Origin of the sequence: Streptomyces lydicus (assembly GCF_001729485.1) — a bacterium.
GTDB classification, from domain to species: domain Bacteria; phylum Actinomycetota; class Actinomycetes; order Streptomycetales; family Streptomycetaceae; genus Streptomyces; species Streptomyces lydicus_D.
The window spans coordinates 985327-1000952 of record NZ_CP017157.1 but is presented as its reverse complement, the minus strand read 5'-3'; the positions used below and the strand labels follow the sequence as shown (position 1 = coordinate 1000952).

The following is a 15626-nucleotide window of genomic DNA, read 5'->3' as shown; positions in this document are numbered from 1 at the left end:
CTCGCGGCGACGCTCACTTCTTGCGGCGACGGCCGGCGCTCTTCTGGGCCTTGCGCCGCTCCGCCCGCGTCAGCCCGTCCGCCTCGGAACGGGCCGGGCCGCCGGCCTCCTCGTCGCTGATGAAGTCGCCCTCGACGACGCTGCCGTCACCGTCCACCTTGGGCGCGGTGAAGTGCAGCCGGTCCGGCCGCTGCGGCGCCTCCAGGCCCTTGGCGTGGATCTCCGGCCGTCCGCCGCCGGCCACCGCGACACCGGCCCCGGCCGGCGCCTGCTGCAGCTCCTTGTCCAGCGACGGGGCCTCGGCCACCTCCTGGACGGGAACCTCCTCGACCTGCTGCTCCACCTGGACCTCCAGGTTGAACAGGTAGCCGACGGACTCCTCCTTGATGCCCTCCATCATGGCGGTGAACATGTCGAAGCCCTCGCGCTGGTACTCGACCAGCGGGTCCTTCTGGGCCATCGCGCGCAGACCGATGCCCTCCTGGAGGTAGTCCATCTCGTAGAGGTGCTCACGCCACTTGCGGTCCAGGACGGACAGCACGACCCGGCGCTCCAGCTCCCGCATGACGTCCGAGCTGAGCTGCTCCTCACGGGCGGCGTACTGCTCGTGGATGTCGTCCTTGACGGCGTCGGCGATGAACTCGGCGGTGATGCCCGCGCGGTCGCCGGCCTCCTCCTCCAGCTCCTCGATCGTCACCTTGACCGGGTAGAGCTGCTTGAACGCGCCCCACAGGCGGTCCAGGTCCCACTCCTCGGCGAAGCCCTCGACGGTCTCCGCCTGGATGTACGCGTCGATCGTGTCGTCCATGAAGTGCTTGATCTGGTCCTGCAGATCCTCGCCCTCCAGGACGCGCCGGCGCTCGGCGTAGATGACCTCACGCTGGCGGTTGAGCACCTCGTCGTACTTCAGGACGTTCTTGCGCGTCTCGAAGTTCTGCTGCTCGACCTGCGACTGCGCGGAGGCGATCGCCCGGGTCACCATCTTGTTCTCGATCGGGACGTCGTCGGGCACATTGGCCATCGCCATGACCCGCTCGACCATCTGCGCCTTGAACAGCCGCATCAGGTCGTCGCCCAGGGAAAGGTAGAACCGCGACTCACCCGGGTCGCCCTGACGGCCGGAACGACCGCGCAGCTGGTTGTCGATCCGGCGCGACTCGTGCCGCTCCGTGCCGAGCACGTACAGCCCGCCGAGCTCCTTGACCTCCTCGAACTCCGCCTTGACCGCGGCCTCGGCGCGCTCCAGGGCGGCGGGCAGCGCGGCCGCCCACTCCTCGACGTGCTCGACGGGGTCCAGGCCCAGCTGGCGCAGCTCGGCCTCGGCCAGGTCGTCGGGGTTGCCGCCGAGCTTGATGTCCGTACCGCGGCCGGCCATGTTCGTGGCGACCGTGACGGCGCCCTTGCGGCCCGCCTGGGCGACGATCGACGCCTCCCGGTCGTGCTGCTTGGCGTTGAGGACCTCGTGCGGCACGCCGCGCTTGTTGAGCTGCTGGGAGAGGTACTCGGACTTCTCCACGGACGTCGTGCCGACCAGGATCGGCTGGCCCTTGCCGTGCTTCTCGACGATGTCCTCGACGACCGCGTCGAACTTCGCGGGCTCGGTGCGGTAGATCAGGTCCGCCTGGTCCTTGCGGACCATCGGGCGGTTCGTCGGGATCGGCACCACGCCGAGCTTGTAGATCTGGTGGAACTCGGCGGCCTCGGTCATGGCCGTACCGGTCATGCCGGAGAGCTTGTCGTAGAGGCGGAAGAAGTTCTGGAGGGTGATCGTGGCGAGCGTCTGGTTCTCGTCCTTGATCTCCACCCCCTCCTTCGCCTCGATGGCCTGGTGCATGCCCTCGTTGTAGCGGCGGCCGGCGAGGATACGGCCGGTGTGCTCGTCGACGATCATGACTTCGCCGTCGATGACGACGTAGTCCTTGTCGTTCTTGAAGAGCTCCTTGGCCTTGATCGCGTTGTTGAGGTAACCGACGAGCGGGGTGTTCACCGACTCGTACAGGTTGTCGATGCCCAGCCAGTCCTCGACCTTGCTGACACCGGACTCGTGGATGCCGACCGTGCGCTTCTTCTCGTCGACGTCGTAGTCGCCGGTCTCCTCGATGCCGCGCTGCGGGTTGGCCGCCTCGCCCCGCTTCAGGCGCTGCACCAACTTGGCGAAGTCGCCGTACCACTTGGTGGCCGAGTCCGCCGGGCCGGAGATGATCAGCGGCGTACGGGCCTCGTCGACGAGGATCGAGTCGACCTCGTCGACGATCGCGAAGTTGTGGCCCCGCTGGACGAGTTCGTCCTGCGCCCAGGCCATGTTGTCGCGGAGGTAGTCGAAGCCGAACTCGTTGTTCGTGCCGTAGGTGATGTCGCAGGCGTACTGCTCACGGCGCTGCGCCGGCGTCATGTCGGCGAGGATGCAACCGACGGTCAGGCCCAGGAACTTGTGGACCCGGCCCATCATCTCGGAGTCACGCTCGGCCAGGTAGTCGTTCACCGTGATCAGGTGGACGCCCTTGCCGGACAGCGCGTTCAGATACGCCGGGAGGGTACCCACCAGGGTCTTGCCCTCACCGGTCTTCATCTCGGCCACGTACCCCAGGTGAAGGGCCGCGCCACCCATCAGCTGGACGTCGTAGTGCCGCTGGCCGAGGACGCGCTTGGCGCCCTCACGGACCGTGGCGAACGCTTCGGGCAGCAGGTCGTCGAGGCTCTCGCCGTCCGCGTACCGCTGCTTGTACTCGTCCGTGAGCGCCCGCAGCTCAGCGTCGGAGAGGGCCGCGAAGTCCTCCTCGATGGAGTTGACCTGGCCCGCGATGCGGTGCAGCTTGCGCAGGATCTTTCCTTCGCCTGCACGCATGATCTTCGTCAAGACGGACACTTGGGCTGGTCTCCTTGCCGGTCGGGCCTGCACGGTCGGGTGCGCGGGCGCGGCATTTTTCCAAGGGGCAGGCCCCGCCGCAACGGCCATCGTAAAGGAGGACGCCGCCGGGCCGGGAGGTCCGCCGCCGCGAACCCCGCCATCCCCTTCTCACGGGAAACGCACGAGGCCGCGAGAAGGTGCCGGGCAAGGCCGGGAATCATGCCGAAAACCCGTCGCAACGTCTTCCACAACCTTGCAGACTCAGTCCATGAAGCCGGTCACCCTCACCACCGAGCGCCTCGTGCTGCGCCCCTTCGAACCCGACGACGCGCCTGCGGTGCACGCCGCCTGCCAGGACCCCGAGATTCCGCGCTGGACCGTCGTCCCCTCGCCGTACAGCCACGAGGAGGCGGAGCGCTTCGTCGGCACGATCGTCCCCGAGGGCTGGCGCGACGACACCTCCTACACCTTCGCGGTGCTCTCCCGGGCGGACGACACCCTGGTCGGCGCGATGTCCCTGGTACGCCTCGCCCAGCTGCGCACCCCCGAGCGGCAGGCCGAGCTGGGCTACTGGACGGCGAAGGAGCAGCGCGGCAAGGGCTACACGGTCGAGGCGGGCCGCGCGGTGCTGCACTGGGCGTTCCACGACCTGGGGGTGGAACGCCTGGAGTGGCTCGCGGAGGCCGGAAACGAGGGCTCCTGGGGTGTCGCCCGCAAGCTGGGCTTCCAACGGGAGGGCACCCTGCGCGCCAAGCTGCTGCACGACGGGACCCGCCGGGACTGCTGGATCGGCTCGCTGCTGCCCTCCGACCTCGCCGGCGCCGAGGGGCCCGCCCCCGCCGGCCCCCTCGGCCTGCCGCTGCCGGACACCACGCCGTATCTGCCGCACCGCGGCTGAGCCGGCCGCACGCCCCCGCGACGGCCCGGGCCCACGGGCCCGGGCCCGTTGTCAGTGGCCGCCCCTACGCTGTGCCGCATGACCGCCGTGACGCAGCCACCGTCCCAGCCGAAGCCCGTGACCGACCTGTCCCGCGACGACGCCCGACGCCTGGCGCTGCGGGCCCAGGACCTGCTCGGTGCCCCGGACCGCCGGGCCGGCGTGCGCGGCATGCTCCGGCGGCTGGGCGCCGTACAGCTCGACACGATCTCGGTGCTGGCCCGCTCCCACGAGCTGGTCCCCTACGCCCGGCTGGGCGCCGTCGGCCGCCCCGCCGTCGAGGCCGCCTACTGGGCCGACGCGCACAGCTTCGAGTACTGGTCGCACGCCGCCTGCATCCTGCCCATCGAGGAGTGGCCGCACTTCGCGTTCCGCCGCCGCGCCCGTCGCGCCAAGGGCCACCGCTGGCACGTCATGGAGGATTCCGAACGCTCCTGCGCCGCCGTACTGGACCGCCTGAAGGCCGACGGCCCGCTGACCACCACCGAGCTGGGCGGCGGCCGGAAGGGCGGCGAGTGGTGGGACTGGTCCGAGACCAAGATCGCGGTGGAGTGGCTGCTGGACACCGGCGAGGTGGTCTGCACCCGGCGGCGCGCCTGGAAACGGGTCTACGACCTCGCCGAGCGCGCCGTCCCCGCGGAACTGCTCCACGACGACCTGGCCGACGCCGAGTGCCTGCGCCGGCTGGTCGCCCAGGCCGGGGCCGCCCTGGGAGTGGCCACCCGCGCCGACCTGGCCGACTACCACCGCCTCAAGGCCGAGCAGGTCGATGCCGTGATCGCCGATTCCGGGCTGGTCCCGGTCGAGGTCGAGGGCTGGGGGAAGGCCGCCTGGGCCGATCCGGCCGCGCTCGCCGCCCCGCCCCGGGGCCGGCACCGCACGACGCTGCTCTCGCCCTTCGACTCCCTGATCTGGGACCGCCCCCGCACGGAGCGGGTCTTCGGGTTCACCCACCGCCTGGAGGCGTACGTCCCCCGGCCCCAGCGGATACACGGCTACTTCGCCATGCCGCTGCTGACCGGCGGCCGGCTGAGGGGCCGGGTGGACCCGGCCCGTGAGGGCTCCACGCTCGTCGCCCGCCAGGTGTCGATGGACGGCCGTTCGGCCGTCGCCCCGATGGCCCAGGCGCTTCGGGAGGCCGCGGCCTGGGTCGGCTGCGACGCCGTACGCGTGGAGCGCTGCGACGACCCCGCCTTGGCCGCCGCCCTGCGCACGGAGCTGGACCGGCGGCAGCCGGCCGGCTGAGCGACGGCGGCCGGACGCGAGCCGTCCGGCCGCTCAGCGGATCTCGAGGATCTTCTCCCGCATCGCGTACACCACCGCTTCCATCCGGGAGTGCAGTTGCAGCTTCTCCAGGATGTTGCGGACGTGGTTCTTCACCGTGTTCTCGGAGATGAAGAGTTCCTTGGCGATATCGCGGTTGTTCATGCCGGTGGCGACCAGCTTGAGGACCTCCAGCTCACGGTCGGTGAGCCGGGGCGCCGGCACCAGCCGGCGCTCGTCCGTGCGCTGGATCATCGACTTGAACTCCGTCAGGAGCTTCGACGCCATCGACGGGCTGATCTGCGACTGGCCGTCGGCGACGGCACGGATCGCGGTCGCGACCTCGTCGGTGGAGATCTCCTTCAGGAGGTACCCGGTGGCGCCGGCCTTGATCGCGTCGTAGAGGTCGGCCTCCTCGTCACTGATCGTCAGCATGATGATCTTGGCGCTGGGGGCCACCTCCTTGATGGAGGTACACGCCTCGATACCGCCGCGCTTGGGCATCCGGACGTCCATCAGCACGATGTCGGGCAGCAGATCGGCGGCCTTGTCGACCGCCTCCGCGCCGTCCCCCGCCTCACCGACGACCTGGATGTCCTCCTCCTGGGCCAGGACGATCTCCAGGCCACGCCGGAAAAGGGCGTGATCATCCACGACCAGGACCCGGATCGGCTCCTTGCGCGTCACGCTCACGGCCCGGTCGTCGCCCCCGGCACCGGCTTCGCCGTCGTCCGCGTCACCACGCACGGGCCCAAAACTGTCCCCCACTGATCCTCCCCGTCAACTACTCGGCCGAAAGGCCGGAGCTTGAAAATAAGGCTGGTTGACAACAGCCCTCCGCGGCCAGCCCGATCAATGCCATACGACCGTCTCCCCGGCACGTCGCCGTTTCGTGTCCACATACTCCCTGGCTGGCACAAACACTATACGGCTTCAACTCCTGCTATCCCCGGGCACGATGGTGCCCCCGGCGTACGCCGGGGGCACCGAGCGGGTGAGGTTCAGCCACCCAGCGCGCCACCTGCGCCGCCGGGCTCCTCCCTCCCGAACGCATCAGGGTTCAAGTGGATGACGCCGTAGTCGTATGCGTGCCGCCGGTAGACGACACTGGGAAGCTTGGTGTCGGCGTCGACGAAGAGATAGAAGTCGTGTCCCACCAATTCCATCTCGTTGAGCGCCTGGTCGAGCGGCATCGGCGCGGCCGAGTGGGTCTTCTCGCGGACGATCAGCGGTCCTTCGCCCCGGACGTCGATCGGTCCGACCCGCGTGGTCGGCACCTCCTCGGCCTCGGTGGCGAGTTCGCCGTTGGTGTTCAGGCTCGCCGCGTCCGGCACGTTGTCAGCGACCTCGCTCGCCGGAATGCGTCCGTTGCCGCGGCGCGAGAAGCGCTTGTCGTGCTGCTTGCGCAGACGTGCCTCCAGCTTGGCGGTGGCCAGGTCCAGCGCGGCGTAGGGGTCCGCCGCTGCCGCCTCGGCCCGGACCACCGGACCACGGGAGTAGAGCGTGATCTCCACTCGGTCGGAACGGTCGGCCTGCCGCGGGTTGGGCTCCTTGGACACCTCGACGTCCAGGCTGATCACCTTGGCGTCGAGCTTCTGGACTTTGTCCAGCTTCAGCTTCTCGGCCACGTGCTTGCGGAACCGCTCGGGCACCTCGGTCTTGCGGCCCTTGACGACGATGTCCACGCAGAACTCCGTTCCCGGATCACTCCGCCCGGAGGCGGGGCGATTCCTTCTTGCACCAGGCTCCGGTGATTGCCGAAGCCTCGGACTTGGCGACTTTCACCTCCTCCTCCCCCGCCGACGAGATCTCCATTCCCCCGTTTTCAGGGTCGCTGCAAAAGCCCCTGAACGCATTCATCGCGACATCCGAGGCAAAACATCCGCCAAGTCCTCACAACCGAACATAGCTCTCCAGGAGGGATGTCGGCACCCCCTCGGAGCCCCCGGCTCCGTTCGGGTGACTTTTTCTCCTGGACTACTTGCCGGAGTAACCATCAGCCGCACCACCTCGCTTTCCCCGCTCGGCGGCAGAATCACATGGAGTCCCCCCGCCGGTGAAAGCGCCGGGAAAGGCACTGCCCGTCGCGGCCACCACGGCCGCACCCGTCACTCGACCGCCCGCCGCCGTCACCGCCCGGGCCGCCTCGGCGAGCGTGGCGCCCGTCGTCACCAGATCGTCCACCAGCACCACTGGCAGCCCCCTCAGCAGCCTCCCGGCCCCGCCCCGCACCTCCAGGGCACCCGCCACATTCGCCAGCCGCTGCCGGGCGCTCAGGCCCGCCTGGTCGGCTACGGGGCGGCGCTGGCGGAGTACGGCCAGGACCCGGGCCCCCGCCCCCTCCCCCACCCCGTTCCCCGCCCCTCGTCGCAGGTCGGCGGCCGCGGCCAGCGCGATCCGGCGCACCGGATCATGGCCCCGCCCGGCCACCGCTCGCCGGGCCGACGGCACCGGCACCAGCAGCGCCCCGGCTCCCGGCCGCAGGCCCCGCACCGCGCCGGCCAGCACGCCGCCCAGCGGCGCGGCCAGCCGTAGCGCACCGCGTTCCTTGTGCGCCAGCAGCACCGCCCGCGCCTCATCGGCGTACGGCACCCCCGCCCACACCCGAGGCAGCCCCGCCGGCTCCGGCCTCGGCCGCACCCGCCGCGCCCCGCGCCCGTCCCGCTCCAGTGCCCGGCGGCACTCCACGCACAGCTCCGTACGCGGTCTGCCACACCCAGCACAGGCGACCGGCAACACCAGCCCGGCCAGTTCACGCCAAACCCCCTGCATGACTCCACTGTCCCGCCACGCACGCCCGGCCACCACCCCTGTGGATAACTCCGGAGGGGGTGGAGATCAGCGCCACGCGCCGCACGACCGTGGAAGCGTCATGGCCCGCAGCCGCCGCCGGACGAACCGCCGTCGAACGGCCCGGCCGTGGAGAGGGAGAACCGGTCACAGGCCCGTACGGCGGCTCAAAGCCCATGGCCGCGGAGAGTCGACCGTGACCCGGCCCCGGCACCGGCCCTGGCGCCGTCCGGCACCCCGGCCACCGCCCCACGCCACCCGCATGGGGCCGGCACCGGGGCGCCGACATCGCGCCGCCGGTCCGCCTCACCCCGGATAGACGGGGGCGGTCCCTTCCTTGGCGACGGTCTTCCAGTTCGCGTCCGTAGGCAGCCGCACGATGCCCTCGGTGGCGTCGGCGATCAGTGGCCTGGTGTCGTCCTCCGAGGCCGCGACCGCCTTGACGCCGTTGACGCCGGGCAGCGTCTGCGCGTTGGACGCCGAGCCGTCGGTCTCCATGAACTGCATCTGCTGCACCCCGCCGGACTCCCGCCCGACAACCACCAGCCGGCTGCCGCCCGCCCAGGACGCGGCCACCACGTCCTCCAACTGCGGTGCGATCGGCCGCAGTTCCTGCACCGACAGCACCGGGTGCGCCGAACTGCCGCCCCGCTCGACCCGGCCGAGCTGGAGCGTCGTACGCCCCTTGTCCTCCACCAGGACCGCGATCCGGATCCCGTCCGCGGCCACCTTGATCGCCTTGATCCGCCGTCCCCCGAGCCCGGGCACCGCGACCTCCTCGGGGTCGCCCTTGCCCTCACGCATCCGCAGCAGCCGGGAACCGTGCGCGTCGCGGTCCGCGATCCACAGATCGCCCAGCCCGTCCCAGCTCGGCGCGGTCAGCCCCTCATCGGGGTTCTTGGCCGAGCCGGCGCTGGTCAGCAGCGGGCCGCCGCGGGTGGTGCCGTCCTCCAGGGCGGCCACATACAGCGACCGGCCGTCGCCGGAGACACCGGCCGCGGTGTTCTCGGCGCGCGAGATGGCGACGGAGCGCAGCGGGGTCTTGCCCGTGCCGAACGGGCCGCGTACCGGCGTCGGTTCGGTCGCCGTGTCGGACATGGCGACGACCTTGTGGTCGCCGTCGATGAAGTACTCCCTGGCGGGGCGCCCGGCGCGCGGCAAGGGGGCGAAGTCCCGTGCGGCCTGCTCCTGGGACAGCTGGCACAGCGAGTTGCCGCTGTTGTCCTGGAGCTCGACCTCGCTGATCTTCGAGGCGCGGGTCATGTCCTGGACGGTGAAGAAGAGCTGAGCCGCCATCCGCTTGCACTGGGCGGTGTCGGTGTTCACTGCGGCCTTGCTGAGCTTGACCCGCAGCGCGTTGGAGTCGTCCAGCGCGAGATCGTGCGCCGCGAGACGGGTGCCGTGCGGGAACTCCGACGTGGTCACCTGGTTCAGCCAGTCGGTGGGCCCGGACAGCAGCGCCTCCACGCTGGCGGTGATCGGCTTTATCCGCTGCCGCAGGTAGACGGGGTCCGCGACGAGCACGTTCCGGCTCGCCTTCGGCTCCTCGGACTCCGAGTTGTAGGAGGCGAAGTAGTACTTGTTGACGGAGCGGTAGATGCGCTGGAAGTCGGACAACCCGAGCACCAGCCCGTTGGGCAGCCGGTCGATGCGCCACTGACCGCCCTCCTTGACCAGGTGGATCGTCTGGCGGTACGGCTTCTCCTCCGGGGTGTAGGCGTGGTTGTCGTCCACCGACGCCACCTGGCTGCCGGAGAGGGTGACCGTGTAGCCGTTGACGTCCTCGCGGTTGGGCTGGATCTTCGGCTCGGGCTTGGGGCGCTCCTGGAGCACCTTGGTCACCTGGAACGGCCGCCAGGTCCGCTTCGCCGACTTGGCCAGGTACTGGGTGGCCGTCCGGAAGTCCGCCTCGTCGCTGGTCGTCGCGTCGAGGAAGCTGCGCACGATGTTGGTGGGCTGGGCGCCGTCCTGCGGCGGGACACCGTAGACGCGTACCTGTGAGTCGCCGTCGGAGCGCGGTGACTGGTCGACGGCGGTGACGTCACCGCTGTCGGGCATCGACGCACAGCCGGCCAGCAGCGCCGCCGCACAGCCGAAGAGCAGCGCCTTCCGCGCCGGCCCGGCGGTCTTCCGCACGGGCGCGGTGGACTTCCGCGCCGGCCCGGTGGCCTTTCGGGCACGCCTGCGGGGGAGGTGCCCCGCCCCGCGCTCGCTTCCGCGCTCAGTGTCCACGCAGCTTGCCTTCCGCCTCGACGCCCCGTCCGGGCTCCGCACCGCGCCCGGCGTCCACGTCTCGCCCGGCCTCCGGCCCGGCCGCGCTCCCGTGGGCCGTCTCCCCGGTGCGCGCGCTGTCGTCACGCGCCGTTCCGTCGCCCCGTACGCCCCCGCTCTGCGGCACCACACGGGCGCCGTTGCCGGGCAGCGCCGCGGGATCGGCGGCCGGGCGGGCCGCGGCCCGCGACTCTCCGGTGAGCGCGTCCGCACCCTCGGCCTGGGAGGCACGCGCCTGGACCGGGATCGTGGAGGCTTTGCCACCGGCGCCGGCCTGCGGCCGGCCCGACTCGTCCGTGCCGCGGTGACGCCGGGAATCCTCCGGCTCCAGGGGGATCGGGGATCCGCGCAGCGGCTCGCCGGCCGTACGGGGCAGGGTCAGCCGGAACTGCGAACCACCGCCGGGCTCGCCCCACGCCTGCAGCCAGCCGCCGTGCAGCCGGGCGTCCTCGACCGCGATGGACAGGCCGAGGCCGGTGCCTCCGGTCGTCCGGGCCCGGGCGGGGTCGGCGCGCCAGAAGCGGTTGAAGACGCGGGTGGCCTCGCCGGGCTTGAGGCCGACGCCGTAGTCCCGCACCGCCACGGCCACCGCGCCGCCGCTGCGGCTGCCCGCGGACGCCAGCCGTACGACCACGTCGCGGCCCTCGCCGTGCTCGACGGCGTTGACCACGAGATTGCGCAGCACGCGCTCCACGCGGCGGGGGTCGGCCTCGGCGATGACGGGCTGCTCGGCGCCGCGCACCACGATGCGGCTGCCCTTGCGTTCGGCGAGCGGTTCGGCGCCCTCGATGACGCGGTGCACCACGTCCCGCAGGTCGATCGGCTCGGCCTCCAGCGCGGCGGCACCCGCGTCGAACCGGCTGATCTCCAGCAGTTCGGCGAGCAGCGACTCGAAGCGGTCGAGCTGTCCGCGCAGCAGCTCGGCGGAGCGCGCCGTGGCGGGGTCGAACTCGTCGCGCGCGTCGTGGATGACGTCGGCCGCCATCCGTACGGTCGTCAGCGGGGTGCGCAGCTCGTGCGAGACGTCGGAGACGAAGCGGCGCTGCATCCGGGACAGCTCCTCCAGCTGTTGGATCTTGACCTGGAGGTTCTGCGCCATCTTGTTGAAGGACTCGCCGAGCCGGGCGATGTCGTCCTCGCCGGTGACCTTCATCCGCTCCTGGAGGAGGCCGGCGGCCAGCCGCTCGGAGATCCCGGCGGCCATCCGTACGGGCGTGACGACCTGGCGCACGACCAGCCAGGCAATGGCGCCGAGCAGGATCACGACGAAGACCCCGGCCGTCGCGAGGGTGCCGGTCACGAGCTTGAGGGATTCCGCTTCCTGGCTGAACGGGAAGAGGTAGTAGAGCTGGTACTGGTTGCTGTTGACGTCGTTGAGGCGCTTGCCGATGATCAGCGCCGGTACGCCGTCGTCCGACCCGATGCGCTTGATCTGGGTGTACTGGCGGAAGGTGCCGGACTTGGTGTCCAGCTTCCGTCGCAGCTCGGCGGGCACGCTCCGCTCGGGGTCGACATCGCCGGAGGCGCGCGGCCCGCGGGTTCCGGGGCTGGAGTCGCCGAACGGCTCGTCGGAGTCGGAGCTGAGTGCCACGACGGAGAAGACGCCCTGGCCGCCGCTGGCGAGCTGCTCGACCAGGCCGGTCAGCCAGGTCGCGGAGTCCTGGGTGCCGCGGTTCCCGGTGCGGGCGGCGTCGTCGGTACGGGTGTCGTCGGCGCCGTCGGCCATCTTCTGGGCGACGCCGAAGCCGCCCACGGCCTGGCTCTGCGCGGCCTGCGCCTTGGCCGTGAGCAGGCCGTTACGCACCTGTCCGACGACCACGACGCCGAGCAGCAGCACCACGGCGAGCGACATCAGCAGTGTCGTGGCGACCACGCGCAGCTGGATGTTGCGCCGCCACAGGCGCAGGGCGGGTAGCAGGGGGCGCCGCACCCAGCGGCTGAAGAGCCGCAGCAGGGGGTGGACCGGCCCGCTCACCGCGCCGTCGGGCAGGAGTTGGCCACCGCGCAGCAACCAAGCCGACAACTTTCCCGAAAAGGACATATCACCCGCCGGGCCGACGGTGCGTCCCCGCTTATCCTCCGGGGCCGCACCGTCCCGGGTCATCTCAGCTGGGCCCGGCCTTGTAGCCGACCCCGCGTACGGTCACCACGATCTCCGGACGCTCCGGGTCCCGCTCGACCTTGGAGCGCAGCCGCTGGACGTGGACGTTGACCAGTCGGGTGTCGGCGGCGTGCCGGTAGCCCCAGACCTGCTCGAGCAGCACCTCACGCGTGAACACCTGCCACGGCTTGCGCGCCAGCGCCACCAGCAGGTCGAACTCCAGGGGCGTCAGCGCGATCGACTGCCCGTCCCGCTTGACCGAGTGCCCCGCCACGTCGATGACCAGGTCACCGATCGCCAGCTGCTCGGGCGCCGGCTCCTCCGAACGCCGCAGCCGTGCCCGTATCCGGGCGACCAGCTCCTTGGGCTTGAACGGCTTGACGATGTAGTCGTCCGCGCCCGACTCGAGCCCGACAACCACGTCCACGGTGTCGCTCTTGGCGGTCAGCATGACGATCGGGACACCGGACTCCGCCCGGATCAGCCGGCACACCTCGATACCGTCCCGGCCGGGCAGCATCAGATCGAGCAGGACAAGATCGGGCTTGCTCTCGCGAAAGGCTGCGAGGGCCTTGTCACCGTCCGACACGAACGACGGTTCAAAGCCTTCGCCACGCAGCACGATGCCGAGCATCTCTGCCAGTGCGGTGTCGTCGTCGACGACCAGGACGCGTCCCTTCATTCGGCCATCATCCCATTACCTGATCGTGACTTACTCCAACGTGACGTGGAACACAGCTCGGCGAGCGCTTCCCGGGTCACCGGAGACACCACTCCCGCCTCCGTCACGATCGCCGTCACCAGCTCCGGCGGGGTGACGTCGAAGGCCGGGTTGTAGGCCCCGGCGCCCAGTGGCGCGACCGGTATACCGGCTCCCGCCGGCGCCCCGGCACCCAGCTGGGACGGCAACGAGAATTCCGTCACTTCGTGCCCCGGCCGCTGCTCCACCTCGATGTCAGCCCCCTGCTCGGTGTCCAGATCCACCGTGCTGGTCGGCGCCACCACCACGAACGGAATGTGGTGGTACCGCGCCAGAACGGCCAGCGGGTAGCTGCCGACCTTGTTGGCGACCGCCCCGTCCGCCGCGATCCGGTCCGCACCGATCAGCACCGCGTCCACCTCGCCCGCGGCGAACAGCGATCCGGCCGCACCGTCCGCCAGCACCGTGTACGCCATGCCCGCCCGCGCCGCCTCGTAGGCGGTCAGCCGCGCCCCCTGCAACAGGGGTCGCGTCTCATCCACCCACAGCCGGCGCAGCTCACCGGCCCGATGCGCCGCCAGCGCCACGGCCAGGGCGGTCCCCTCGCCCCCGGAAACCAGCGCTCCCGTGTTGCAGTGCGTGAGGATCCGGTGGCCGCCGCCCGGCAACAGTTCGCCCAGCAGCTCCAGACCATGCGCGGCCATCCGGGCGCTCGCCTCGATGTCCTCGGCGTGCACGGCCTTCGCCTCGGCCAGGGCCGCCGCCGCTGCCGCCCGGCCGTCGGCCCCCTCGGCGACCGCCGCGCGATGGGCGCCGACCGCCCGCCGCACGCCGTACCCCAGGTTGACCGCGGTCGGCCGGGCCTGCGCCAGCACCGCCGCCGCCTCTTCCACGTCGAAACCGCGCGCAGCGGCCAGCGCGACGCCGTACGCGCCCGCTATCCCCAGCAGCGGCGCCCCGCGGACCGCCAGCGTCTGGATCGCCTGCACCAGCGCCGGTACGTCCGTGCAGACCAGCTCGACCTCCTCCGCGGGCAGCCGGGTCTGATCAAGGAGGACCAATACGGGCCCCTCCGGCGGCTCCTCCCAGCGCAACGACGGGATTGCGAGCGCCCCGGCGCCCGCCTCGGATACCTCGTACTGATCGCCCATCCGTTCAGTCTGCCGCCCCAGGCCCCCCGAGCAGAAGGTCCCCTCACTCTCAGGGCACGGGTACACAACGCGCGACGCCATGACACGATGACTGGCACCGCGGACCCCGGACCCCGGCCGCCCCGGCGGACGGGCAGCAAGAAGGAGCGACGATGAACAACTCTCCGGGCTGGGCCTCGCCCGGATCCGCCCCCTCCGACGAGCCGGGCCGCGGCACACAGGAGCAGCCCGCACAGCCCTCCGCCCCGGAGGCCGGGTCCGAGTCCACCGAGCCGTCGTCCCCGCCGAACTGGTCCAAGGAACAGCCGCCCCCCGGCCAGTGGACGGCGCCCGCCGGCATTCCCAGCCAGAGCGGCCCCCATGGCCGCGACAACGGTCCGGGCACGTCCGGCGACCGCACCCGCGCCTCGTCGCCCGGCCCGGCCGGACCCGGCTGGGGCGGACAGGGCCCCGGCAGTCAGCCTCCCTGGGGCGGCAACTGGGCCGCGGTGCCACAGGCCGCCAAGCCCGGCGTCATCCCGCTGCGCCCGCTCGCCATCGGCGAGATCCTCGACGGCGCGGTCGCGACCATGCGGGCCCACTGGCGCACGGTCCTCGGCATCTCGCTGATTCTCGCGGTGGTCTCGCAGACCGCCGTCACCGTCGTCACCGGGCTGTGGTTCCAGGACGCCGGCCGCGCCCCCGCCGTGTCGAACAATCACGTCCCGCCGCTCCGCGACACCCTGCGCGAGGCCGGCAACACGCTCGCCGGCAGCGCCATCACCTCCGTGATCGGCCTGCTCGCCACGATCATCGCGACCGGGCTGCTCACCATGGTCGTGAGCCGCGCGGTCCTGGGCCGTACGGTGACGGCCGGCGACGCCTGGCGCGACGCGCGCTCCCAGCTCCCGCGCCTGCTCGGCCTGCTCGTGCTGCTGCCCCTGATGGTCACCGCGATCGTGGCCGTCGGTGTGACCCCCGGCTTCCTCCTCATGGCCGGTGGCACCTTCGACATCGGTGTGGCCCTCACCCTCTTCGGCGGCCTGGCCGCCACCGTCGTGACCATCTGGCTGTGGGTCCGCTACAGCCTCGCCTCTCCGGCCCTGATGCTGGAGAAGCAGGGCGTCATCGCGTCCATGCGACGCTCCGCCAAGCTCGTGCGCGGCTCCTGGTGGCGGGTACTGGGCGCCCAGCTGCTCACCTACCTCCTGATCGCCATCGTCGAGTTCATCATCCAGATCCCGGCCACCCTCATCGCCTTCCTCATCGGCGGCGAGAGCCTCATGGACTGGGCGAACGGCACCAGCAACACCACCGGTTGGTCGTTCCTGATCGTGCTGGGCATCGGTGCCGTCATCAGCTCCACCATCACCTTCCCGGTCAGTGCCGGCGTCACCGCCCTCCTCTACATGGACCAGCGCATCCGGCGCGAGGCGCTCGACCTCGAACTCGCCCGCGCCGCCGGCCTCCCCGGCTACGGCGCCGACGTCCCCGCCAACACCCCGCCGACCAGCGGCCCGACGCCGGAGACGGCACCCGCCGACGACTCCGGACAACGTCCCACCGACACCGCACCGGGAAGCTGA

General features: G+C 71.4%; 11 protein-coding genes. 3 read left to right on the top strand and 8 right to left on the bottom strand.

The window, feature by feature from the left end:
- Window positions 1-13 precede the first annotated feature (13 nt).
- Window positions 14-2866 carry a preprotein translocase subunit SecA gene (gene secA / locus SL103_RS04345; protein ID WP_069567453.1) on the bottom strand — a complete coding sequence of 951 codons (2853 nt, stop codon included), beginning with the start codon at window positions 2864-2866 and terminating at the stop codon, window positions 14-16.
- A gap of 250 nt (window positions 2867-3116) precedes the next feature.
- Here secA and SL103_RS04340 point away from each other — a divergent pair, with 250 nt between their 5' ends.
- Both SL103_RS04340 and SL103_RS04335 read left to right on the top strand, forming a co-directional pair.
- A complete protein-coding gene (locus tag SL103_RS04340; RefSeq protein ID WP_069567452.1) occupies window positions 3117-3746 on the top strand; it encodes a GNAT family N-acetyltransferase in 630 nt (209 codons plus the stop codon).
- A 78-nt stretch (window positions 3747-3824) separates the two neighbouring features.
- On the top strand, window positions 3825-5030 hold the full coding sequence (locus SL103_RS04335) for a winged helix-turn-helix domain-containing protein (protein ID WP_069567451.1): 1206 nt from the start codon (window positions 3825-3827) through the stop codon (window positions 5028-5030).
- 33 nt (window positions 5031-5063) lie between these two features.
- Here SL103_RS04335 and SL103_RS04330 read toward each other — a convergent pair whose 3' ends face one another.
- The 7 genes from SL103_RS04330 to mtnA form a co-directional block, all read right to left on the bottom strand.
- Window positions 5064-5816 (bottom strand): response regulator, encoded by a 753-nt coding sequence (locus SL103_RS04330; RefSeq protein WP_069567450.1) that lies wholly within the window; start codon window positions 5814-5816, stop codon window positions 5064-5066.
- Window positions 5817-6049: 233 nt separating this feature from the next.
- Window positions 6050-6733 (bottom strand): ribosome hibernation-promoting factor, HPF/YfiA family, encoded by a 684-nt coding sequence (hpf, locus tag SL103_RS04325; protein ID WP_069567449.1) that lies wholly within the window; start codon window positions 6731-6733, stop codon window positions 6050-6052.
- Between the two features lie 292 nt (window positions 6734-7025).
- Window positions 7026-7820: a ComF family protein gene (locus SL103_RS04320; protein WP_107424545.1), complete on the bottom strand. Its 795-nt coding sequence runs from the start codon at window positions 7818-7820 to the stop codon at window positions 7026-7028.
- 324 nt (window positions 7821-8144) lie between these two features.
- Complete coding sequence (locus SL103_RS04315) at window positions 8145-9974, bottom strand: LpqB family beta-propeller domain-containing protein (protein WP_069567448.1); 1830 nt, start codon at window positions 9972-9974, stop codon at window positions 8145-8147.
- Window positions 9975-10059: 85 nt separating this feature from the next.
- A complete protein-coding gene (gene mtrB / locus SL103_RS04310) occupies window positions 10060-12213 on the bottom strand; it encodes an MtrAB system histidine kinase MtrB (RefSeq protein ID WP_432215336.1) in 2154 nt (717 codons plus the stop codon).
- Between the two features lies 1 nt (window position 12214).
- Window positions 12215-12892: a two-component system response regulator MtrA gene (gene mtrA, locus SL103_RS04305; RefSeq protein WP_069567446.1), complete on the bottom strand. Its 678-nt coding sequence runs from the start codon at window positions 12890-12892 to the stop codon at window positions 12215-12217.
- Entirely contained in the window at window positions 12889-14061 is a 1173-nt protein-coding gene (gene mtnA, locus SL103_RS04300; RefSeq protein ID WP_069567445.1) for an S-methyl-5-thioribose-1-phosphate isomerase, read from the bottom strand. Before mtnA ends, mtrA begins: the two co-directional genes overlap by 4 nt.
- A 152-nt stretch (window positions 14062-14213) precedes the next feature.
- On the opposite strand from mtnA, the gene SL103_RS04295 reads away from it, so the two are divergent.
- Window positions 14214-15626 carry a hypothetical protein gene (locus SL103_RS04295; RefSeq protein WP_069567444.1) on the top strand — a complete coding sequence of 471 codons (1413 nt, stop codon included), beginning with the start codon at window positions 14214-14216 and terminating at the stop codon, window positions 15624-15626.